Source organism: Halobacteriovorax sp. GFR8, from assembly GCF_050955245.1.
Lineage (GTDB): Bacteria > Bdellovibrionota > Bacteriovoracia > Bacteriovoracales > Bacteriovoracaceae > Halobacteriovorax_A.
Genome location: NZ_JBPBLR010000002.1, coordinates 1,091,593 through 1,113,833 on the forward strand (window position 1 = coordinate 1,091,593; position 22,241 = coordinate 1,113,833).

Consider the following 22,241-nt stretch of genomic DNA (forward strand, 5'->3'; position numbering starts at 1 on the left):
GGACGGAAATGAAATTAATTAAAATATTTATCACGACAACTTTATTTACTCTACAAAGCACAACTCAAGCGGTGGCGATTTTTGGTGCAGGCGCATCTGTTTCTCCCATCCATAAAAACTTACTTATGTTAAGTCAGGTTGATACTAATGCTGCTAATGCAGGCACCTATCTTCTTCAACAAGTTGATCATAATGAAGATACATTTAACGAGATTAGGAAAAATCGTATTCTTGGAACGAGTGATCCATTTGTTGACATGGAGAAGACTTTAGCAAATGCGGGCTGTGTTGGAGATCGTAAGAGCTCTTCGCCAGCAGATGATCAAATTGACCAAGTAACTAAAATGGAAATTAGTATGTCGAGATATGGAAATGCATGTCGAGACACTCTCTATAGTGTTGACCTTAATGAAGGTGCTAAAGAAAAGATTAATGTTAATCAATATTGTGATTGCGTAACTAATGTTACAGATACAGTCACAGAAGAGCAGTCATTTATCCCTAATTCAGATCAAGCTTATAAAAATAAGCTTTATTCTGCTATCGTTGCAAGTCGTGTTTACAATTTACTTGATCTCATTAGAGACAATGCTGGCCGACTAGAGCGTTATCGTCATAAGTTATCTATTAGAGATGAGAACTTTGATCGATTTACTTGTACAAAGAGTGATATCGATAAGATTAGTCAAAAGATTGAATCTTGTTTTAGTCCCCAAGTCAGAGACGCTATTGATAAGAAGATTGGTTATAATCTCGATAATCTTTTAAAAACAAATGCTGAGGGGGATGCTAAGCAACGTCTTAACCAGCTATTCACTAATTCTAATTCTGATATTGATGAATACTTCGATGAGAGGATTGCAGCCGAAAATGTTACTTTAGATGCTAGAGGTGGTAGCAAGAGAAGACAATTCATTGATCTTTTTATTGTAAAATTTAATGAACAAAGAATTGGCGGAGAAGGATATTCGAAGGATTATAAAGATGATCTTAAAGCCTACATTTATAATAACAAAATTTTTAGTCGTGAGTTTTATAGCTTTAGAGAAAAAGAAATTGCAAAGACAGATAAATTAAGTCGTTCACTTTACTATCAAACAAATGGGAAAGAAGGGCGACTCGATTATGCTGATCAGATTTTTACAGCAGAGGAAGAAGAACAATTTCTAATTCAGTATGTTTCTTTCTTTAGTTCAAAGTTTATGAAGTCAATGGTTCGTGATGCAGATGACTTTGAGCAAGTCTCTAAGGCATTAAAGGATATTAAAAGCGATGACACTGATACTAAGAGGTTTATTTTTGACTCCTTAATGAATCACTTAACAGGTCTAAAAGAAGAGGTTATTAGTGAATGTGAGAGTCGAATTGAAGAGCTAGAATATACTTGTGATCCTACAAAGGTTGATGATGTAATGAAAAGTGTCTCGGCCGTAGAGTTTACAGAGGCAAATGAGTTATTTGGTGGTAACGATATTGCAACGGCCAACTTTTACTGTTCTGCTGTTGATAAGGGAGAAATTTCTCAAACTGTTGCGGGTGGCTACGGAAACTTCACTTCGACTTATGATCCAGCATTAGTCTTCGATGAAGTTCGTGGTAGTCATGGACAACAAATTGCATCACTTAGAGAGTCTTATGAAAAAGGCGGCTTAGCAAATGCATTTAATAATAACTCTAAGGCCAGTTCAACTATTGATAATATCTCAAACGATGCGATAGATGATGGAGCATTTTCTCAAACGGCCGAGTATTTAAATAAAAAGTATAATGCAAACTCACAAAATAGAGCGATGGCAAATGACTCACAAATTGCTCAAGTAAGTCAGGCACAAGTTGTAAATAATCAAACGAGTGTGGCATCTAATAATGTAACGACAAAACATGAAGCAGTTGAAAGAGATCTACAAAGTGAAGTTGATAAAATAGAAGAGAAACTTTCTTCAACAGAAACTGGTGATACTGAGGCCCAAGAGCTTAGGAAGCAACTTAGAGAACTTAAAGAACAGTTAGCAAGTGTTGCTAAAAATGCACTTGCTGTTAATGAAGAAAGTTCGAAGAATAGAGAAAGAGTTGCTGCCAGTGAGCAGGCATTTAATGAAGATGCTTCATATAATGGAGTACATAATTCCGGTTATACTGGGGCCGTAAATTCTCACTCTCAGGTAAGGGCCGTAGCTACTGCTGGAGCTGGTGGAAGCCGTGGAAGTGGTAGCGCAAGTATTGGAGCCTCTTCTTCTGCTGGCATGGCCGCGGTTGCAAGTTCTCTAGGGCCAGCGGAGATGGCATCTGGGTTAAGTTTATCAAGTAGTACAGGATCTGATATATTATCCGTTTCAGATAATCGTATTGGAAAGCAGGACCGAAAACGCGTTGCGGATGCCATTTCAGAAGGAAGTAATCGAGTTGTTTTGGCCGATGGACAAACTTATTTTATCGGTCATGATGATAATGGAAATGTCATTCTTTCTCAGTCAAAGGATGCGCTGTATGAAGTAGCAATACTACCGGAACTTGAAGGGCCACAGTTAGAATTCGATCAAATAAAGAAATTAGATAACGCAGGTCGTTCTATTGCCTCAGAGCCTTCAGAAGTAAGTTCGGAGGAGAGTATCTACTCTAAATTTCTCAATGCAGCAGAAATATCAGAATAATTTCTTAGATTAAACCTATGTGAGGCGCGTTATAACGTGCCTTGCCTTGTCAAAATCCATCATAAATAGATAAAATTGCTCAGTTTTATTACAAAAATTTGAGGCAATTTCTATGACAATTTCAGGGACGCTACCTATCGTTTCTAAAGTTGATCGCTCTAGTGACGACTTTAGAGAAAATTTCAATTTTCATTTTTCAAATGTAGAAGAATTAAGAAACAAAGTTAAACATGCTCATATGGGTGGAGGAGAAAAATCTGTTTCTCGTCACCATTCTCGTGGAAAGTTACTTCCACGTGAGCGTATTGATAAGATTCTCGATGCAGGATCTCCATTTATTGAATTATCTTCATTAGCTGCTAATGGTATGTACGGCATGGATATTCCAAGTGCTGGTATCGTAACAGGTATCGGTAAAGTCCACGGTGTATGGTGTATGTTTGTTGCAAACGACGCCACAGTTAAGGGTGGAACTTATTTTCCTATGACTGTTAAGAAACACTTAAGAGCGCAAGAGATCGCACGCGAGAACCGTCTGCCTTGTATTTATCTTGTTGACTCCGGAGGAGCCTTTCTGCCAATGCAAGATGAGGTATTCCCAGATAAAGAACACTTTGGAAGAATCTTTTTTAATCAGGCGCAAATGTCTGCTCAAGGGATTCCACAGATTGCGGTTGTTCTAGGTTCATGTACTGCTGGTGGGGCGTATGTTCCTGCCATGGCCGATGAATCAATCATCGTAAAAGATAATGGAACGATCTTCTTAGGTGGCCCACCGTTAGTAAAAGCAGCAACTGGAGAAGAAGTTGATGCTCAAACTTTAGGTGGGGCAAAAGTTCACACGAGTGAATCAGGTGTAGCAGATCACTTTGCAGAAGATGAAGAAGATGCTCTAGCTATTACGAGATCAATCGTTGAGAATACAAACTTTGTGCAAAATGAAGACGACTTTAACTTTGAGATGCCAAAGCATGATGCAGAAGATATCTACGGAATCTTACCTCGCGATACAAAGAAGCCATTTGATATTCGTGAGATCATCGCTTGTCTAGTTGATGGGTCACGCTTTCATGAATTTAAAGAAAAGTACGGTCCGACTCTTGTTTGTGGGTTTGCAAAAATTTGTGGAGAAAGAGTAGGGATTGTTGCTAATAACGGTATTCTATTTTCTGAGTCTGCCATTAAAGGCTCTCACTTTATTCAACTTTGTGGTCAAAGAAATATTCCTCTTGTTTTCCTACAGAATATTACAGGTTTTATGGTTGGTTCAAAATATGAAGCAGAAGGGATTGCCAAGCATGGTGCTAAAATGGTTACGGCCGTATCAACTGTAAATGTTCCTAAATTTACTGTTGTGATTGGTGGCTCATTTGGAGCTGGAAATTACGGTATGTGTGGACGTGCTTATTCTCCTCGTTTCTTATGGATGTGGCCTAATGCTCGTATCTCGGTAATGGGTGGAGAGCAAGCTGCTGGAGTACTCGCTACTGTTCGTCAAGATGGACTAAAGGCCAAAGGTGAAAAGCCAATGAGTGCTGATGAAGAAGCGAAGTTTAAGCAACCGATCTTAGATAAGTACGAAAATGAAGGTAGTGCATATTACTCAACGGCCAGACTATGGGATGATGGTGTTATCGAGCCACACAAGACTCGTGACATCTTAGGTGCAGCTCTAAAAGCAAGTAAGCAAGCACCTATTGAAGAGACAAAGTTTGGTGTCTTTAGAATGTAATTAATAAGAAAGGATTTTTTATGACAGGATTTACAAAAGAGATAAGAACAGGTGAAGAGAGTGGGATTTGTTTTATTACACTTAATCGCCCTGAAGTACATAATGCGTTCAATGATGAAATGATTGCAGCACTTACAGAAGAGTTTTTAGCACTTGAAAACGATGATAGCGTACGCGTTGTGATTCTTACCGGTGCTGGAAAGTCATTCTGTGCAGGAGCGGATCTTAATTGGATGAAGAAAATGAAAGATTACTCGATGGAGGAGAATATTGCTGACTCGAAAAAGTTAGCAGGGTTATTCCATGCAATTAATAATCTTTCTAAGCCAGTGATTGGTCGAGTAAACGGTGCTGCCCTAGGCGGTGGAGTTGGACTTGTTGCTTGTTGTGACTTTGTCATTGCAAGTGAAAGTGCGAAATTTGGATTAACTGAAGTTAATTTAGGACTAGTTCCTGCTGTTATCTCTCCATTTGTGATGGCAAAAATCGGAGAGTCAAATGCTCGCCACCTCTTCCTAACTGGTGAAAGATTTGATGGGAAACGTGCTCTAGAGATTGGCCTGATTCATAAGGTATCACTTGATCGCTACTACGATGCCGATATCGTTAGTATGGCCAAAGAGTTAATCAAGGTTGCCCCAAATGCACAAAGAGTTGCAAAGAAACTTATTTTTGGTGTGAAAGAGCGTCTTGGAAATGATGAAGAGACGATGAATTACACTTGTGAAGTAATTGCAAAACAAAGAATTTCTGATGAAGGTCAGGAAGGAATGACTGCATTACTTGAAAAAAGAAAACCTAACTGGAAATAAATAATATGAAGAAGATTGAAAAAGTATTAATCGCCAACCGCGCAGAGATTGCACTAAGAGTTATTAAAACTTGTCGCAACCTTGGTATAAAAACTGTAACTCTTTACACTTTTGAAGAAAGAAATCTTCCTCAAAGAGAGTTCGCTGATGAATCATATTACTTAGAAGGGAAACTTCTTAGTGAAACTTATTTAAATATGGATAAGATTATTCAGATCGCTAAAGATAGTGGGTGTGATGCAATTCACCCTGGTTATGGATTCCTTTCGGAAAATGCTACTTTCTCTCAGAAGGTAACAGACGCAGGACTCATCTTTATAGGTCCAACACCTGAACATATCGTTCTAATGGGTGATAAGAAGGGATCAAAAGATAAGATGATCGAAATTGGTGTCCCTGTTATTCCTGGATATAATGGAGAAAATCAAGATCCTGAGTTTCTTAAAGCTGAAGCTGATAAGATGGGATACCCTGTTCTTATTAAAGCATCTGCCGGTGGTGGTGGAAAGGGGATGAGAGTTGTTAATGATTCGAAAGACTTTCTAGCTGAACTCGAAAGTTGTAAGCGTGAAGCATTAAGCTCTTTTGGGTCTGATATCGTACTTATTGAAAAATTTATCACAAGTCCTCGCCATATTGAAATTCAGGTGATGAGTGATACTCATGGCAATCACTTTCACTTCTTTGAAAGAGAGTGCTCGATCCAAAGACGTCACCAGAAAATTATTGAAGAGACTCCTTCAATGGCATTAAGTGATGAATTAAGAAAGCGCATGACTGATGCTGCTGTAAAGATCACTACTGCAATTAATTATCACGGTGCAGGTACTGTTGAGTTAATTCTTGATGGAGAAGATTTTTACTTCCTAGAAATGAATACAAGACTTCAAGTTGAGCACCCAGTAACAGAAATGGTTACAGGCTATGATCTCGTTGAATTACAACTTATGGCCGCTAGTGGTGAAAGATTTGACTTTACTCAAGATGATATTAAGCAAGTAGGACACGCTATTGAATGTCGTATTTATGCCGAAGATCCTGACAATGATTTTATGCCTGCAATTGGCCGTCTTGAATATATTGGAGACGCTATTGATGGTGTACGTCTCGATACTGGTTATAAGAACGGAAATTCAATAACTGTTAATTTTGATCCTATGATTGCAAAGGTTATCACTTGGGGAGCAGAACGAAACGAAGCTGTTGGGACAATGATTGCGGGTCTAAATCATCTACCATTTGAAGGTCTAACGACTAATAATGATTACCTTGTAAGAATCTTAAAGCATGAAGCATTCTTAGCAGGAAACACATATACTCACTTTGTAAAAACTTATGAAGAAGATCTTGCTCCTGCTGAAGTCTATGCGGAGGAAATCGCTGCGGCACTTGCTCATGATTTCTTAAAAGATGATATTCTTTTTGATTCATTTAGAATGAGTGGAGATGCTGGAGAGAAGAGAGTTTATGAGTTTGGAGATAATACTTTTGAAGCATTCTTCAAGTTCTCTGGAGTAAGTACTTTAGTTGTTCGCTTTGAAGGCTTTACGAGTGCTGTGGATATTGAAGAGGATGCACTTTGGATTAATGAAGTGCCATTTCATATTTTAACTCAAAAAGACGCTTATATTGTAAATAGTAAGCGTGTTGAAATTAAAAGAAATATTGCAAAACGTTCTGGATCTGCAACTGGAGAGGCCCATGAGATGAGTTCCCCAATGCCTGGGAAGATTCTTAAGGTTCATGTTGAGCTAGGACAAGAAGTAAAGATTGGTGACGCTCTTATTGTTATGGAGGCCATGAAAATGGAACATACAGTAAAGGCATCTCGTGATGGAAAGATTGATGCTATACTTGTTCAAGAAGGCCAAACAATTGATGGTGGAGTTGACCTCGTAGAATTAAACTAACTCGGATTAACTATGACTAAGAAAATTAAGATTGTTGAAGTAGGACCTCGTGATGGATTACAAAATGAAAAGAATTTTGTGGCCACTGCAGATAAGCTTGAGTTTATCAGGCTTCTTAGTGAAACAGGTTTATCAACGATTGAAGTAACAAGCTTTGTTCGTCCAGATAAAATTCCTCAAATGAAAGATGCTGCGGATCTCTATCCTCAAGTTCTAAAGATCACTGAGGGAAAAGGGATTGCAACTCCTTGTTTAGTTCCTAACCTTAAAGGTCTCGAAGTCGCAAATGGACTTGGTGTTAAAGAAATTAGCATGTTTACAGCAACGTCTAATACATTTAATCAAAAGAATATCAATGCAACAATTGAAGAGGCCCATGCAAGACAAGTCGAAGTGGCCAAGGCCGCTCTTGATGATGGTATGAAAGTGAGAGGTTATCTCTCAACTGTCTTTGGTTGTCCTTATGAAAAAGATATTGATGATAAGGCCATTCTTGATGGTATTCAAAGGTTATTGGACCTTGGATGTTATGAGATCTCTTTAGGTGACACGATTGGTGTTGCTAATCCTGCCCAGGTAAAACGAATAACAAAACTCATCGCTAAGCATTTTGACTTAAAACAAATGGCCATGCATTTTCACGATACTGAAGGGATGGCATTAGCAAATATCTATGCCTCTCTTGAAGAAGGAATCGAAGTTTTCGATTCATCTGCAGCAGGCCTAGGTGGTTGTCCATATGCCAAAGGGGCAAGTGGTAATGTTGCAACTGATGATGTTGTTAATCTCTTACATAAATTAGGTTATGAAACTGGTGTGGATATGGATAAACTTCATGATGCTAGTTCATTTATCATTTCTAAAATTGGTCACTCTGCACCGTCTAAGTTTTTTCAAGCTTACAAAGGAAGAAAGTAATGTCTATTTACGCCTACGAATTTGAACATTTAAAAATTGAAAAGAAAGATGCTGCCCTTTGGGTAAGTCTTGATAATACAAAGATGGCCAATGCTATCACAAATAAAATGATCGCTTCACTTACTGAAGTTCTAACATTTGCTGATGGTGACCCTGATATTCGTGTGATTGTCTTAAAAGGCGAGGGAGATAACTTCTGTGCTGGAGGCGATATCAAGGCAATGGTTGCTCGCAAGGGAATGTTTGCTGGAGAATCATTTGAATTAAGAAATCGTTACTCAAAAGGAATTCAAAATATTCCAAGAGTTATTGAGAGACTTCAAAAGCCTATTATTGCTATGGTTCATGGTGGTGCTATCGGGGCAGGTTGTGATCTTGTGGCAATGTGTGATCTTGCAGTGGCAAGTGATGATGCTAAATTTGGAGAAACGTTCTGTAAGCTTTCACTTGTTCCTGGTGATGGTGGCCCTTACTTTCTTACAAGAAAAGTTGGTTACACTAAAGCAATGGAGATGTACTTAACAGGCCGAATCTATACGGCAAAAGAGGCAATGCAGATGGGCCTCGTTAATAATATTGTAACAGGTGAAGACCTTGAACTTGCCGTTACTGCGTTTGCAAATGAGATCTCTGCTAATGCTCCAGTTGCAGTTCAATTAACAAAGACTGCGATGAAACGTGCTGCCCATGATGATCTTGAGTCTCACTTAAATCTTATGAGTGCTTATCAAGGGATTGCGCAAAGAACAAATGACCACTTTGAAGGTCTTTCGGCCCTAAAAGAAAAGAGAAATCCAGATTTTAAAGGAAATTAGTATTAAGCTTATCGTCTTGGCCTTTTTGGTTTCTTTTCTCACGTCTTGTTCAAACACTCTCTATAGTGGAGAGGGTGAGAGAATATTGCATATTTCAAAACATGCTAACCGAGAGGCCATTACACTAAAAGCTAACCATGAAATCCAAAATATGTTCTATGGAACACTTCCAAAACAACATCATGTGAAATTAGGAAACGACTTTTTTCGCCGTCGAAGTGAATATGTCTCTCGAATTGAAATACAAGAAATAGAATCACCATTAGATCAGTTTATAAAATTTTTAAGCTTCGGTCTTTTCTCAAAAAAACAAATTGAAGTAAAGGCCGCAACGGACATAGGAGAGAATGAGTATGAAGTTTATTAAGCTTATCATTCTTCCTTTGGTACTGCTTTTAACCTCTTGCGCCTCAAGTGGTGTGAAGCTTAATAGTCAATTCTGTGCTTCAAAGAACGGCGTATGGGCAAACTCTGAAGAGAAACTTGAGTATCAGGTCTCAAAAAATATTTCTGGTTTTGGAATTGAAGAAAGAAGAATTCGAGATATCTTTAGACAAAGAAGTTATGACTGCCGCATGGTTAGTAAAATGCGAGTCACAATCAAACAGGGGTTCTTTGAGGCCCTGATTAGCCTTATCCCTGGTTACTCTTCAAATACAGTTATCATTGATTTTAATCTAGAAGATTCATAAGGCCTGAAAAGAAGTCTTTCTTATAAGCGTCTACTTCTTCTTGTGACTCAAGGTGACCAAAATTCTGGCGATCTTGTTTGACAAAGAAGCTCTTCGCTTTATCTGTACATAGAAAGCGTGAGTGGTGACGTGCAAGCATATTTCCATAGATTTTTCTCTGCTTACAAACTGTCATAATTAACTTTTCTTGAGCACGTGTAATTCCAACGTAACAAAGTCTACGCTCTTCAGCGTCGCCTTCACCGTTAACAATTGTTCTTTTGTGAGGAAGGATTTCTTCTTCAACACCAACCATATAAACTTGTTTAAACTCAAGGCCTTTTGACGAGTGAAGTGTCATTAATGTTACTTCATTCTTTCTCACATCATCGTCCTCTTCATCATCTTTTGAATCTTGAGAGTCCTGTAACATGAGTTTTTCCATGAACTTATTTAGGGTTGCTTGTTCCTTAAAATTCTCTGTGAAACGGGCCGCTGACTCAATAAAGAAGTGAATATCATCTTTTCTTCTTGAGGCCTGTTTAACTTGATCATAGCATTTATCAATATACTCAAAATACTTTAGATCCTCAGTAAGACTTGTAATCGCTTGACCTAGGGGCTGTCTCTCGAAATATCCTTTTGCCGTTTCGATCAATTGAACAAATGCCGATATCTTCTCAGCTCTTGGCCCTGCAAGCTCTGGAGCACCTTTCATCGCACTAAAGAGATCAATTTGATGGGCCTCACTTTCTTCAAGAAACTTCTCTAGCGTCTTCATCCCAATTCCGCGATTTGGAACATTTAGAATTCTTCGAAGCGCCATCTGGTCGGCCGGGTTCTTAATTACTGAAAGGTAGGCCATGATATCTTTTACTTCTTTCTTTTCGTAAAATTTCTGACCACCAATGATTGTATAAGGAACTTGTGAAAGTCTTAACTGTTCTTCTATTGGAGCAGCTTGTGTATTTGAGCGGTAAAGAATTGCAATATCACCAAGGTGCCCACCTTTTGATTGGTGGGAGATGATATCCTCAACAATGATTTCTGCTTCATGATCAGTATCTTCGAGCTCCCAAAGAATTGGTTTGTGATCACTAGGCTTATCTGACCAAAGTGTCTTATCTCGTCTGTCTGTATTTTCTTGAATAACAGCGTTAGCAAGTTTTAGGATTGGAGAAACTGAACGATAGTTTTGCTCAAGTTTAATAATCTTAGCTCTTGAATAGTCTCTCTCAAAACCAATAATATTTGAGATATCTGCGCCTCTAAATGAGTAAATGGCCTGATCATCATCACCAACAACACATAGGTTATCGTGTGCACAAGTTAAGTGACGAATAAGCCTAAATTGAAGCGGGTTTGTATCCTGATACTCATCAACCATGATGTACTTAAAGCCATTTGAATACTCGAGAGCGATCTCAGGATTGTCATCAAATAGTTTTACAGTAAGTAGAAGAATATCATCAAAATCGATGGCATTATAAAACTTAAGCTTCTCTTGATAGTACTCATATAGAAAATTGACTGCGTGATCGTAAGGATCCTCACCATCAAAGAAAGGTGAGTCTGCAAAGTCTTCAGGTGTGATTCCTTCATTTTTTAACTTACCAATCTTCGACTGAATAACTTCTTTTTTAAAAGAGCCTTTATTATCGTGATAAAGCCTAAGCCCTTCACGAATGATACTCATCTGATCTGTTTGATCATAAATCGAGAAATTTTTATGATAACCAAGATGAGTAATTTCTTTCTTAAGAATTTTTAGACCGAGAGAGTGAAATGTCGCTAGTGTCATTCCTCGAGACTTATTCTTCCCAAGGAGACCGTGGACCCTTTCCTTCATCTCTTTTGCGGCCTTATTTGTAAATGATACGGCCAGGATTTGCTTACCTGGAATATGCAGGTTATCTACCATATGCGCAATACGGTACGTGATAGTACGTGTTTTACCACTTCCAGCACCTGCTAAAATCAGTACTGGGCCTTCGATGGTCTCAGCCGCCTCGCGTTGTTTGTCGTTTAATCCTGCCAATGAAATCATGCTTATAATGTGCCTCCAGAGAGTCGATTAGGCAATCGCTTTATCAATTCTGACCTACTTTTTTAAATGCATTGCATCTTGATAAAACCGAGCTAAAGAGTCAGAATTTCATGTATGAACACAACACAACTACGATCGATTTTATTGAATTTAATAATTCTACTGGGTGCGCTATATACCCAAGCATCAGAGCTTCCAAGTCGAAGCGATATCCATGCATTAATTGGCCATCAGACTTCCGTTAAATCTCAAGGCTCTCGCGGTACATGCACAATGTTTAGTGCAATTGGAATTGTTGAGCACTTACTCATTCGTAAACACGGATTTCTTCCTGTTGAGCTCGATTTATCAGAGCAGTGGATGGAATATCTCATCATGAAGGATAAGAGCTGGGAAGGCTCGACAACTTCTAAGAATATGCGCGCCATTCTTGATTGGGGAGTTGTTCACGAGAAGACATGGCCTTACTCTCGTAAGAAGTGGCCATCTCTTGATGAAGACTATCCCGAGATTACAATGGCCAAACAGGCCTGTGGTCACTTAGTTGCGCTACCAAAGTATTTAAAGTCATGTCTACTGGGCCAACGAGATCCTCGTTTATTTGAAATGGCCGATTATGATATTGCGCAAATCGATCCTGACTTTATCCCTATTAGAAAAGAGGCAATTTATTTAAGGGATACTCTTGTTGGTGACCTCTACTCAAGAAAGAAGTCATACATGTCGAAAGACTTATCCAGAATTAAGAAATGGTTAAGTGATGGAAAGTCAGTTATTCTAGGGACTAAGTTATACTATGGTTCGTGGAATTCTAAGAAAACTGAAACATATGAAATTCAAGAGCGAGATAAGTCAAAGTGGTATGCCGGTATTGTTGGTTATCCTGAAGTTGGAACTCGTGATCGCCGTATTTCAAGAACCAATGGTGGTGGCCATTCGATGATTCTTGTTGGCTACGATGATGATGTTATCGTTAAGACGAGAATGCAGATGGAAGACGGTTCTTGGCAGGAGTTTGAGTACAAAGGTGTTTATTACTTTAAGAACTCTTGGGGTGTTAAAGGCTTTGGAAAAAGATTTAAACTAGATGGAGTAAGCTATCCTGGTTATGGAATGATTACTCAGAAATATGCACATGATTTTGGAAATTTTTTCTATATAGATTAAGGAGATGGCCATGGCCAAGAAGAAAGTAGCAAAGAAAAAAGTTGCTAAAAAAGCGACAAAGAAAGTAACTAAGAAAAAAGTAGCAAAAAAAGCAACAAAGAAAGCAACTAAGAAAAAAGTGGCTAAAAAAGTAGCGAAGAAAGCGACTAAGAAAAAGGTTGCTAAGAAAGTAGCAAAGAAGAAAGTTGCAAAAAAAGCGACTAAGAAAAAAGTTGCTAAGAAAGTAGCAAAGAAAGCAACTAAGAAAAAGGTTGCTAAGAAAGTCGCAAAGAAAGCGGCTAAGAAAAAAGTAGCAAAAAAAGTTACGAAGAAAGCAACTAAGAAAAAAGTAGCTAAGAAAGTTACGAAGAAAGCGACTAAGAAGAAAGTTGTAAAAAAAGCAAATCCTTCAAAGGATCTTTTTGACTCTCTTCTAGAGCTAATCAGAGTAACTTCAACAGTTCTTCCAGACGATATTCAGAAAGTAGTTCTAGAGGCCCTTCACAGAGAAGAGAAGAATACAACTGCTGAATACGCAATGAATATTATTCAAGCAAATATCAAGATGGCAGAGCAGAAGTCTCAGCCACTTTGCCAAGATACTGGAACTATCGTATTTAAAGTTTATCACCCAAGAGATTTTGACCAAGCTGCATTTAGAAAGGTTTGTGAAAAGGCCGTCCTAGAAGCGACAAAGATTGGTTACCTAAGACAGAACTCAGTTGATTCACTAACTGGTAAGAACGACTGTATGAATGTAGGTGGTGGACACCCAGTAATCAAATTTGAGCAACACAAGTCTAAGAATCTAGAAGTTAAGCTTATGCTTAAGGGTGGGGGATGTGAAAACGTAGGTGCTCAATACTCTCTTCCAAATACAGAGCTAAACGCAGGACGTGACCTTGATGGTGTAAGAAAAGCAATCCTTGATTGTGTTCAAAAAGCACAAGGTAAGGGATGTGGTCCAGGTGTTCTAGGTGTATGTATTGGTGGAGATCGCGGTACAGGACATGTTGCAGCTAAGGATCAATTCTTAAGAAAGTTAGATGATACAAATGCAAAACCAGAACTTGCTGCTCTTGAAGCTGATATTGTTGAAACTGCAAATAAGCTTGGTATTGGGCCAATGGGATTTGGTGGTAAGACAACTCTTCTAGGTTGTAAAGTTACTGACCTTAACCGTTTACCGGCATCATTCTTTGTTTCTGTGTCTTATATGTGTTGGGCATTTAGAAGACAAGGGGTTGCACTTAAACCTAATAACCAAATTAAAAACTGGCTATACTAAGAGGCGTATATGAAACGTTTAGACTATCCATTTACAAAAGAACAAATAAGAGAACTTAAAGTAGGAGATATGGTTTTAATCTCTGGGAAGATGTTTACAGGACGCGATGCCGTTCACAAACGTCTTCACGAAGGGACAAACCCACCAGTTGATTTAAATAATCAAATTATCTATCACTGTGGACCTGTTGTTCTTGAAAAAGAAGACGGGACTTATGAAGTTAAGGCCGCAGGACCGACAACTTCAATTCGTGAAGAACCATACCAGTGGGAAGTCATGCGTGACCACGGTATCCTTGGTGTTATCGGTAAAGGTGGAATGGGACAAAAGACTCTTGACGGATGTCGTGAGTATGGATGTGTTTACTTCCACGGTATCGGTGGTGCTGCCCAGGTTTTAGCTGAGAAAATTAAGTCTGTAGACAATGTTTATTGGCGTGACCTTGGTTCACCTGAAGCAATCTGGGAATTAACTGTTGATGAATTTCCTGTTGTTGTGACAATGGATGCTCATGGAAATTCTCTGCACTCCAAAGTGGAAGCGGAGAGTGCTGAAATCCTAAAGGGACTAGTTTAGTTTTAACTAAGCATTTTGAGGTTAGAAGAAGTGAATAAAATTTTATATACGCCGAGTAGTGAGCGAATTCAGTCATCAAATATGATGGAGTTTATAAGACAAATTAATAAGTCCCAAGGACTTGATTGTAAGTCTTATCACTCGCTACATAAATACTCGGTGGATAATCCAAAAAGCTTTTGGAAAGAACTCGTTAAGTTCTTTGACGTTGATTATACTGGCGATTTAGAACCAGTATGCACAGACCTAAGCTTTGATACTTATGGATGGTTTCCAAAGGTAAAATTAAACTTCGCAAAGAACCTTTTAAAAAATGGCCGTGATGTATCCATCGCTTTAAATAGCGTAAGAGAAAACGGCCAAACTCAAAAAATATCATATAAAGACTTAAGAAATACGGTTGCGGGCCTTCAAGAAGTTCTCGCTCCTCATATTTCAAAGGGCGATGTTCTCGCTGGCTATATGCCTAATATTGCTGAAACAGTTGTTTCAATGCTTGCAACAACTTCTCTTGGTGGAGTCTTTACATCGACGTCATGTGATTTCGGTATTGAAGGTGTCATTGATCGCTTTGGTCAATCAAAACCAAAAGTCCTTGTTACCGTTAACGGTTATGAGTACGGTGGTAAGTACTTTGATTTAACAGATAAGATTAATGCTGTTGTTGAGGCGGTTGATTCTATTGAGAAAGTCATCGTTGTTGATTTCAAAGGTGAGGGGCTTGATGCAAGCTCTGTTCACAAGGGAGTTAGCTGGAGTGATGTTGTAAAACCAGTCGATAAAGAGATCGAGTATACAGAGTGTGACTTTGCCGATCCTCTTTATATTATGTATTCGTCTGGAACAACTGGAAAACCTAAGTGTATTGTTCATAGTATCGGTGGAACTCTTGTTAATCATATTAAAGAGCTTGGCCTTCACTCAGACCTTAAAGAAGACAAATCAATTTTCTTCTTCACTACTTGTGGTTGGATGATGTGGAACTGGCTTGTTTCATCTTTATACTTTGGATCAACTGTTGTTCTCTATGAGGGCTCACCGGGTTATCCAACATTTGGCGATTTTGTTTCTCTTATTGAGAAAGAACAGCTTAATATTTTTGGAACGAGTCCAAAATTCTTAAAGGCCTTAGAAGATTCAAATATCGACCTTTCTAAGTATGACATGTCGTCTCTTGAAACGATTCTTTCAACAGGAGCACCTCTGCTTCCTGAACAATTTGACTATGTTTATTCGAAATTCAAAAAAGATATTCAGCTTTCAAGTATCTCTGGTGGAACTGACATTATTGGTTGTTTCTTTCTAGGAAACCCAATCCTTCCTGTCTTTAGAGGTGAGCTGCAATGTGCGGGCCTTGGGATGGATGTAACTTGCTTTGATTCAAGTGGAAAGAAAGTTGATACAGGTGAAGAGGGTGAGTTAGTTTGTCTTCAAAGTTTCCCTTCGCGCCCAATATACTTTTTAAACGATGATGATGGTGAGCGTATCAATAAGGCATACTTCTCGGAGTTTAAAGGAGTATGGCACCACGGTGACTTTATCAAGATCACTGAGGGTGGTGGAGCAATGGTTCTTGGCCGCTCTGATGCTACTCTAAATCCTGGTGGTGTCCGAATTGGTACGGCCGAAATCTATCGCCAAACTGAGACGATCGATTTTATTGAAGACTCCGTTTGCGTAGGAAAGAATGTCGATGGTGATGTGGAAGTCTGGCTCTTCGTTGTCACAAAGGATGGGCGTGAGATATCAAAAGAAGATATTAAACTTATAAAATCTCGTATTCGTGAAAATACAACGCCGAGGCATATGCCAAGACGTGTGATTCAAGTAAAGGGTATTCCATATACTCGCTCAGGTAAGAAGATGGAGATGGCCGTAAGCCGTCTAATCAATGGCCGTGCTCTGGATAATGTTCAGGCCGTGGCAAACCCTGAGACACTGGTGTATTTCGAAAATCTATAATTTCTAATTTGCCAACTTTTATAGGGGCCCACTTAATAAGCAATCAAGTGCTTAAGGCCCAGCTTTGGTCTTATTTTTCAACTCAATTATAATATTAGCTGAGGCGTTCTCTCTGGTACTAATGTGTTTTTAAGTACTTAGTGAATTGGTTTACTCAAGTAAGTTGTTGAAATTATGCATAAGTTTGTGAATTAATCCCTAAAGTCAATTATTTTGCTTCCGATTAGTTCACAAAGGATTAGTTTATGAGGAAGTTGATTTTACCATTTTTATTATTATTGTTAGTGCAAAACGGCCATAGTTTTGCTTCTGATGGTGTTAATTGTGTGAAGGGGACTCTCGAAACTCTGGATTCTGTAAACGAAGAGAATATTCGTAAAATTGCCAATGTTAGATCGTACGGCGCAAATCCAAATTATCCAAAAGACTGGCCCGCAAATATGAAAGAAATTATGCAACCTAGTGTGAAGGGTGTTTGTGATGCTTACGCTACTGCAAATAAGATAATGCCGACCTATAATTCGATAATGGAAAATATTGATAAGACTTATCCTGGAGGGCATAGAGAGTTTTTCTACAAGTATGTCTTAACAATGGATTGCTGGGCGTTCCGTGAGAACTTCTTCGATGATACTAGTAAGGACGGAAATTATTCAAGCTATTTGGGAACAGTAATGAAGTCTCAATTTGGTGGAGTTGACCCTAATGCTTATATTCGAATTAATAGAGAAGGGAAGATAGTAGAAGGACCAATTTTTCATGTTTTCGCCTATCTTGAAAAGAATTATCCAAACTCTAAACGTGCGAGAGAATATGCTGCTGTAATGAGACGCCTTAGGTCAGGAAAACGTTTTAATTTATTTCCTGTAAAGTCAATTGAAGAGATTAAAAAAGAAGATCCTGATATGCCAATTAATGTGAATTAAGGAACAGCTTGAGAGCTATATTTTATTTTCTACTTATTCAAATATCTTTTTCTGCGAATGCACAATGTCGTATGGGGATAGCTACAATCTTTAATGGTGGTGATACAATTGAAGAAATTGCTTCAAAAATGAATCGCGGAACAAGGGTTAATGTAGGAAAAAAATGTATTGAAAAGCTTGGCTTCGATGCTAATTCTGATACATATTGTGAATGCATTTCTAATGATGAGAAAACAGATTTTGAGCAAAGTCGAAAGGCATTTCGTCAAAAAAGTGGGAAACAGCTAAAAGGTGCTATTTTTGAAATCGCTCAAATTATTTCGAATAGTGAAAACACTGACTTGACGCTAAACTGTGTGCTTAATGATACCCTCTCAAGAAGCTGTGATCAGACAATGATTGATGAGCTATTTCCTGAATATCTTGGGAAGGATTTAGGTACGGAGATCGGAAATGATTATAATGAAATTTTTAATTCTACTAATACAAGTATCAACACCCTTAATAAATTTCGAACAAATATATGTCAATCATCACTAGGTAATACAGCATCTGTAGGTAAGCTTCAGCAAGAAGAGCTAGATCAAGCTTGTAAGAAGTTTGAAAATGAGGTTATTGGTTTTTGTAAAGGAGAGTCTCTATCAGAACCTGAATTTGATAAATTTGACTTTGATTTAACTAGTACTCCAGATATTGATAATTTTAATTACTTTTGTAAAATAAAAGATCGACCGAAAAGAGTCGACATCTCAAAAAATATCTTATCAGCTTTAAAAGCTGCTCATAATTCTCTTGAAGGTGATGTTGATCCAACTTGTGGGAAAATCTGCATGGACGAAGCTCCTTATTCAATACATGGATGTCATGTTGACAACAATAAGGCACTAGCTGAATTTAAAAAAGCAAATTGCATTGAAAATTCTGAGACTCCGGATTGTAAATTTTTGAAAGAAGCAATAGGAAACCAATTATTAAAAGATTTCAAATCAGGTGAGTTAAATGAAGATGATATTGCCTTCTTTAGGAGTCATCTGCATGAAGATGATTATAATGAATTAGAAGAAAGAATTGAACTTGCAAAGATTGAGTCTAGCTCGATGAAGAAGGGTTCACTTGTTTCGCAATTCTTTGCCAGTAAAGATGGTGAGGCCCTTGACATTGGTGGCCCAGAAAAGAATGAAAAAGTGGCACAAACTCCATCTCAAAATGATTCCTCTGCTGGTTCTCCAATCGCAGCCAAAATGACTGGACCTTCTCAGCAGCCACCGACAAAACAAGCAGTGGAGTCTGTAAGTGTAAGTGATGGTATTAGTTCTGCTTCTGTACAAATGGCATCTGGTAGAAGTGGTCTAAGAATGGGGACTCGAGCAAGAAGTAATCGTAATGTTTCAAGAAATACGAAGCAGATTGTTGAGACTATTAAGACACTAAGACAAGCTGGAAGTAGTCTTGCTGATGCTCTATCACAACAACAAAAGAGATTGAAAAGAGAAAGAGAAAAATTAGCGCGTGAGAATCAAGATAAGTACCAACGCTATGACGCTGAAACTTTAGAACCAATCCAAAGAGGAAGAAAAGGTAGAGGCCCAAACGGTCCAGGAAATTATCCTATTGCAAATGTTGCTAGCACAGGATCGGGTGGCGGATCAAATTTTGCCACAGGTGGTGCTGGATCATCTTCAACAGGAAGTTCAACGTTTACGCAACCTGAAGCGAAGGCAACAGTAGTTGATATCACTGGGCGTTCAGCACCAAATATTGATTTAAATAATCTTCAAAGTTCTGGAGCAACGCTACCAGCTTCGATTACTAATCACCCAGATGCATCTGAGATTTCAAAAATGTTCAATGGCCTTGCCTATGAAAAAGATGAAAAGGGCAGAGGTATTGCTAGTGAAAAAGGTGATGTTAAGAAGATTAAGGTATCTTGGAGTGCTGAGAGTATTGATTTAGGCTCACTTCTTATTAATGCCAAAGACTTAAAGCCTGGTGAAGAATTTATTGTTTATAAAGGTGATATGGATAAGTTTGTAAGGCTTAGTCCTGCTTATCGCTTCCAAGGTGGAAAGCGAGTTTTCATTGGCTACCGTGTCGAAAATCGCAATCGTAAAAATGCTGACTTGGCCGCGAGTCTTTATGCCAAGAAATTTTTAATTCTATAAATTGGTTTTCTATTTTAGAAATAGATGCAAGAAGAGAAGCAATTCGCTTTTCATTTAAATGATAGAAATTTAGGATTCAAAAACTTTTGAGCTCATACTTGCTCAGGACAATCTTGTCCCGAGCTAACCTCTTAGGCAAAGGAATGCGTATGAGTAAAAAAGAAAGCAAAATCGCTGGATTTTGCAAGCAGGCCGCCCACCTGCTTGTAATTTTAGCATCGATCTTGATTGCATTCAATGTATATTAAGTGATTTTGCGCCCTTGAAAATGACTTCAAGGGCCTTTTGATTTATTGAACTTCTTCAGAAGGAAGATCGTCTGATGAACCATCATTTGGCCCAGAAGGCTCTGTCGGCACTGGCTTAACTGGAGCTTCTGTAAGTCTTTTGTAGATAACAATAAGGCGATCTTTTTCAGCATTAAAAAATAGCACTAAGTAGAAATCATCAGATTGCTCTTCTCTGAAAGACTCTAGGTTTCCTGATTGTTTTAGAGAGTCGGCCTTTGTTGAAGAGTAGAAGTCTTCAATCTTCTTTGTGTCTTCATATGAAAAACGAGTTGAGCCAACATGATCTGTGGCAAGTGTGTCCATGATAACATTGATCTTTTCGTCTTTTAAAAGTAGTTGAAGTCTGCTGTCATCTGCATCAAGAATTGCTTTTTGTAGCCCTTCTTTTAGCTCTTTAGAAAAGTCAGCATAAGAACATTTATTAGAGATAAATACTAACTCATTTTCCGGCTTACTTTCTAGGCCAATTAACTTTTCCTGAGTTAACTCAAGACAAGGCTTTGGTGTAGGTTCTTGATCTTGATCTCCAGTATTTGCAAACACTGGCAGAGCAAATAGTAGTGCTAGTATTGTTTTTTTCATTTCCCTAATTCCCTAATATTATTTGTTGATACGGGCATCCTCCCATAGTTACGCTTAACAGGCAAGGCTTTGTGCGGCGAGTTGTATAATGTACTGGATATAACTACTTGATTTTCTTAGCGCCTGAGTAGCGCAGACGAATTTCATCGCTTAACCACTGGCCAGCAACGTCCTCTGCCATGAAATCATCACAATAGCGGGCCGGATTACCGCGTGGAAACTTCTTTTTACCATTGTAGAAGTTGAGGCAAGTTTGAGCGTAATTTTCGATATATTCTGGGAAATTCTTAGCAAATCTTTTGATAATAACCTTCGTTTTTGTGCTGGCCTTACCATTTCGACGATGAAAGATCTCTCCTCTTAGAGGATGATACTTAAGAAGATCATCGAGTACTTTCTTTCTGCTGTCATAATTGGCCGATAACTCTTCCATCTTGTTCCAGGCCATATTCATCACAGGCCCTGGGATTGGATTAGTCAAAAGGTAATTCGTTAGAAAAACTGATTTCATTTGCTCATCAATCTTATCAAAAGCATTAAATGTAAGGAAAATGATCTCGCTATTATAATTACTTGGCCTAAGAAGTGATTCGAGGTCGGCCTTGGCAAAACCATTTAGGCAATCTGGATTAAAGATATCTTTGGCCTTGTTGATGATTGAAGCCTTTGAATCTGTGCGAGAAATCTCTTTGACAATAATTTGTAAGAAGGCCTTCTGGCCCTGTTCTTCGCGACAGTAGTAGATTGAATCATTACTTTTTAAAGGAGCCTTGACCAGATTGTCATACTTGCTCTGCAGTGGCGCTGCTAGGACCTTATAGATATCAAAGTCGATATCAGGGTAGCGGGCCGAATGAGAAATATAGGTATCTAAATCTTTTTGGCAGTTAGTGCACTTTTGGAAGTAAAGTCTAGCGTACTTAGAATAGGCAAGAGTGAAAAAGGCATAGGCCTTAAGGTTCTTGTTTTCAATAAATTTTGTAATTCTTGTGAACTGGCCCTTATTGATCTCGTTCTTCTTTATAAGATCTTCGACATATGATGTTGCCATCTCTCGTGTCATTTTCTTCCACTCAAAGTCTCTTTGAGAAGGCCTTACATCTAAGAAGTGCTTCATATATTCACGGTGAGATTTGTCTTTATAGAGCACACGAAGATCATCCATCGTATAAGTGATGGCCTGAACTTTGACTGCTAGGAGTGATATAAATAGACAAACCAATAAGCGCATTTAAATAATGTCCTCAATCACTGAAAAGAGAGTTTCTTTTTTAAAAGGCTTTTTAATGAAGTGCACCTTGTCTTGAAGTTCCTCATTGTCCAGCTCTTCGTCACCGGAGATGATGATATATTTCAATGTACCAGCTTTAGAGCTACTCTCAAATCGACGCACAACCTCCGCACCATTGATAACCGGCATATTCTTATCGGCAATGACCACCTTGAGATTATCGCTGATATTGTCGAAGTAGTGCTCCACGTCAACTTCACCGCTCAGGGCCAATGTTTCATGGCCTTCTTGGCTTAGGGTAAGAGCAAAGAGCTCTGCAATATTCTCATCGTCATCGATAAATAGGATCTCTTCATTCATAAGTATATTTTCTCAAAACTTAACTAATATCAAAAGTAATTTTTAGTAATTTATTGCTATGAGTTAGATGTGTGAATTTTGTTTTTTAAACCTTCACTTTAGTTTATTATACCCGCTGATAATTAAATGACAAAAGAAATCAACTTTTCGTTGAGAAACATA

Annotated in this window: 16 protein-coding genes and 1 pseudogene; 13 read left to right on the forward strand and 4 right to left on the reverse strand. The window is 38.4% G+C overall.

What is annotated here, in order from left to right; translation table 11 throughout:
- Positions 1 to 8: 8 nt before the first annotated feature.
- The 8 genes from ACRXC1_RS05805 to ACRXC1_RS05840 all read left to right on the forward strand — a co-directional run bounded on the left by ACRXC1_RS05805 (position 9) and on the right by ACRXC1_RS05840 (position 9,530).
- A complete protein-coding gene (locus ACRXC1_RS05805) occupies positions 9 to 2,651 on the forward strand; it encodes a hypothetical protein (RefSeq protein WP_433657229.1) in 2,643 nt (880 codons plus the stop codon).
- 112 nt (positions 2,652 to 2,763) lie between these two features.
- Positions 2,764 to 4,383 (forward strand): carboxyl transferase domain-containing protein, encoded by a 1,620-nt coding sequence (locus ACRXC1_RS05810; protein WP_433657231.1) that lies wholly within the window; start codon positions 2,764 to 2,766, stop codon positions 4,381 to 4,383.
- Between the two features lie 20 nt (positions 4,384 to 4,403).
- The gene (locus ACRXC1_RS05815; protein ID WP_392907628.1) at positions 4,404 to 5,195 is read left to right on the forward strand and encodes an enoyl-CoA hydratase-related protein; all 792 of its coding nucleotides are present in this window, start codon (positions 4,404 to 4,406) and stop codon (positions 5,193 to 5,195) included.
- A 5-nt stretch (positions 5,196 to 5,200) separates the two neighbouring features.
- Positions 5,201 to 7,105 carry an acetyl/propionyl/methylcrotonyl-CoA carboxylase subunit alpha gene (locus ACRXC1_RS05820; protein WP_392907629.1) on the forward strand — a complete coding sequence of 635 codons (1,905 nt, stop codon included), beginning with the start codon at positions 5,201 to 5,203 and terminating at the stop codon, positions 7,103 to 7,105.
- Positions 7,106 to 7,117: 12 nt separating this feature from the next.
- Positions 7,118 to 8,023 carry a hydroxymethylglutaryl-CoA lyase gene (locus ACRXC1_RS05825; protein WP_433657233.1) on the forward strand — a complete coding sequence of 302 codons (906 nt, stop codon included), beginning with the start codon at positions 7,118 to 7,120 and terminating at the stop codon, positions 8,021 to 8,023.
- Positions 8,023 to 8,838 (forward strand): enoyl-CoA hydratase-related protein, encoded by an 816-nt coding sequence (locus ACRXC1_RS05830; protein ID WP_433657235.1) that lies wholly within the window; start codon positions 8,023 to 8,025, stop codon positions 8,836 to 8,838. Before ACRXC1_RS05825 ends, ACRXC1_RS05830 begins: the two co-directional genes overlap by 1 nt.
- 85 nt (positions 8,839 to 8,923) lie before the next feature.
- Positions 8,924 to 9,205 carry a hypothetical protein gene (locus ACRXC1_RS05835; protein ID WP_392907635.1) on the forward strand — a complete coding sequence of 94 codons (282 nt, stop codon included), beginning with the start codon at positions 8,924 to 8,926 and terminating at the stop codon, positions 9,203 to 9,205.
- Positions 9,192 to 9,530 (forward strand): hypothetical protein, encoded by a 339-nt coding sequence (locus tag ACRXC1_RS05840; protein WP_433657237.1) that lies wholly within the window; start codon positions 9,192 to 9,194, stop codon positions 9,528 to 9,530. The genes ACRXC1_RS05835 and ACRXC1_RS05840 overlap by 14 nt, the downstream gene beginning before the upstream one ends.
- Here ACRXC1_RS05840 and ACRXC1_RS05845 read toward each other — a convergent pair.
- A complete protein-coding gene (locus ACRXC1_RS05845) occupies positions 9,511 to 11,556 on the reverse strand; it encodes an ATP-dependent helicase (protein ID WP_393061262.1) in 2,046 nt (681 codons plus the stop codon). The two genes, ACRXC1_RS05840 and ACRXC1_RS05845, sit on opposite strands and share 20 nt — an antisense overlap.
- A 114-nt stretch (positions 11,557 to 11,670) precedes the next feature.
- On the opposite strand from ACRXC1_RS05845, the gene ACRXC1_RS05850 reads away from it, so the two are divergent.
- The 5 genes and pseudogenes from ACRXC1_RS05850 (at position 11,671) to ACRXC1_RS05870 (ending at position 19,616) form a co-directional block, all read left to right on the forward strand.
- Entirely contained in the window at positions 11,671 to 12,723 is a 1,053-nt protein-coding gene (locus ACRXC1_RS05850) for a C1 family peptidase (protein WP_433657240.1), read from the forward strand.
- Between the two features lie 400 nt (positions 12,724 to 13,123).
- A pseudogene (locus tag ACRXC1_RS05855) lies at positions 13,124 to 14,566 on the forward strand (FumA C-terminus/TtdB family hydratase beta subunit); the annotation flags it as partial.
- Positions 14,567 to 14,596: 30 nt separating this feature from the next.
- Complete coding sequence (locus tag ACRXC1_RS05860; RefSeq protein WP_433657242.1) at positions 14,597 to 16,528, forward strand: acetoacetate--CoA ligase; 1,932 nt, start codon at positions 14,597 to 14,599, stop codon at positions 16,526 to 16,528.
- Positions 16,529 to 16,773: 245 nt separating this feature from the next.
- Positions 16,774 to 17,454: a hypothetical protein gene (locus tag ACRXC1_RS05865; RefSeq protein ID WP_433657244.1), complete on the forward strand. Its 681-nt coding sequence runs from the start codon at positions 16,774 to 16,776 to the stop codon at positions 17,452 to 17,454.
- 8 nt (positions 17,455 to 17,462) lie between these two features.
- The gene (locus tag ACRXC1_RS05870) at positions 17,463 to 19,616 is read left to right on the forward strand and encodes a hypothetical protein (RefSeq protein ID WP_433657246.1); all 2,154 of its coding nucleotides are present in this window, start codon (positions 17,463 to 17,465) and stop codon (positions 19,614 to 19,616) included.
- Positions 19,617 to 19,906: 290 nt separating this feature from the next.
- Here ACRXC1_RS05870 and ACRXC1_RS05875 read toward each other — a convergent pair whose 3' ends face one another.
- The 3 genes from ACRXC1_RS05875 to ACRXC1_RS05885 form a co-directional block, all read right to left on the reverse strand.
- Entirely contained in the window at positions 19,907 to 20,488 is a 582-nt protein-coding gene (locus tag ACRXC1_RS05875) for a hypothetical protein (protein ID WP_433657248.1), read from the reverse strand.
- 103 nt (positions 20,489 to 20,591) lie between these two features.
- Complete coding sequence (locus ACRXC1_RS05880) at positions 20,592 to 21,719, reverse strand: hypothetical protein (RefSeq protein ID WP_433657250.1); 1,128 nt, start codon at positions 21,717 to 21,719, stop codon at positions 20,592 to 20,594.
- Positions 21,720 to 22,079 (reverse strand): response regulator, encoded by a 360-nt coding sequence (locus tag ACRXC1_RS05885; protein WP_392907656.1) that lies wholly within the window; start codon positions 22,077 to 22,079, stop codon positions 21,720 to 21,722.
- Positions 22,080 to 22,241: the final 162 nt, after the last annotated feature.

Excerpts from the sequence above, each read along its gene's own strand:
- ACRXC1_RS05880 (WP_433657250.1), bottom strand. The coding sequence starts at position 21,719 with ATGCGCTTATTGGTTTGTCTATTTATATCACTCCTAGCAGTCAAAGTT.
- ACRXC1_RS05845 (WP_393061262.1), bottom strand. The coding sequence starts at position 11,556 with ATGATTTCATTGGCAGGATTAAACGACAAACAACGCGAGGCGGCTGAG.
- ACRXC1_RS05865 (WP_433657244.1), top strand. The coding sequence starts at position 16,774 with ATGAGGAAGTTGATTTTACCATTTTTATTATTATTGTTAGTGCAAAAC.
- ACRXC1_RS05840 (WP_433657237.1), top strand. The coding sequence starts at position 9,192 with ATGAAGTTTATTAAGCTTATCATTCTTCCTTTGGTACTGCTTTTAACC.
- ACRXC1_RS05815 (WP_392907628.1), top strand. The coding sequence starts at position 4,404 with ATGACAGGATTTACAAAAGAGATAAGAACAGGTGAAGAGAGTGGGATT.
- ACRXC1_RS05805 (WP_433657229.1), top strand. The coding sequence starts at position 9 with ATGAAATTAATTAAAATATTTATCACGACAACTTTATTTACTCTACAA.
- ACRXC1_RS05875 (WP_433657248.1), bottom strand. The coding sequence starts at position 20,488 with ATGAAAAAAACAATACTAGCACTACTATTTGCTCTGCCAGTGTTTGCA.
- ACRXC1_RS05820 (WP_392907629.1), top strand. The coding sequence starts at position 5,201 with ATGAAGAAGATTGAAAAAGTATTAATCGCCAACCGCGCAGAGATTGCA.
- ACRXC1_RS05825 (WP_433657233.1), top strand. The coding sequence starts at position 7,118 with ATGACTAAGAAAATTAAGATTGTTGAAGTAGGACCTCGTGATGGATTA.
- ACRXC1_RS05850 (WP_433657240.1), top strand. The coding sequence starts at position 11,671 with ATGAACACAACACAACTACGATCGATTTTATTGAATTTAATAATTCTA.
- ACRXC1_RS05810 (WP_433657231.1), top strand. The coding sequence starts at position 2,764 with ATGACAATTTCAGGGACGCTACCTATCGTTTCTAAAGTTGATCGCTCT.
- ACRXC1_RS05885 (WP_392907656.1), bottom strand. The coding sequence starts at position 22,079 with ATGAATGAAGAGATCCTATTTATCGATGACGATGAGAATATTGCAGAG.
- ACRXC1_RS05830 (WP_433657235.1), top strand. The coding sequence starts at position 8,023 with ATGTCTATTTACGCCTACGAATTTGAACATTTAAAAATTGAAAAGAAA.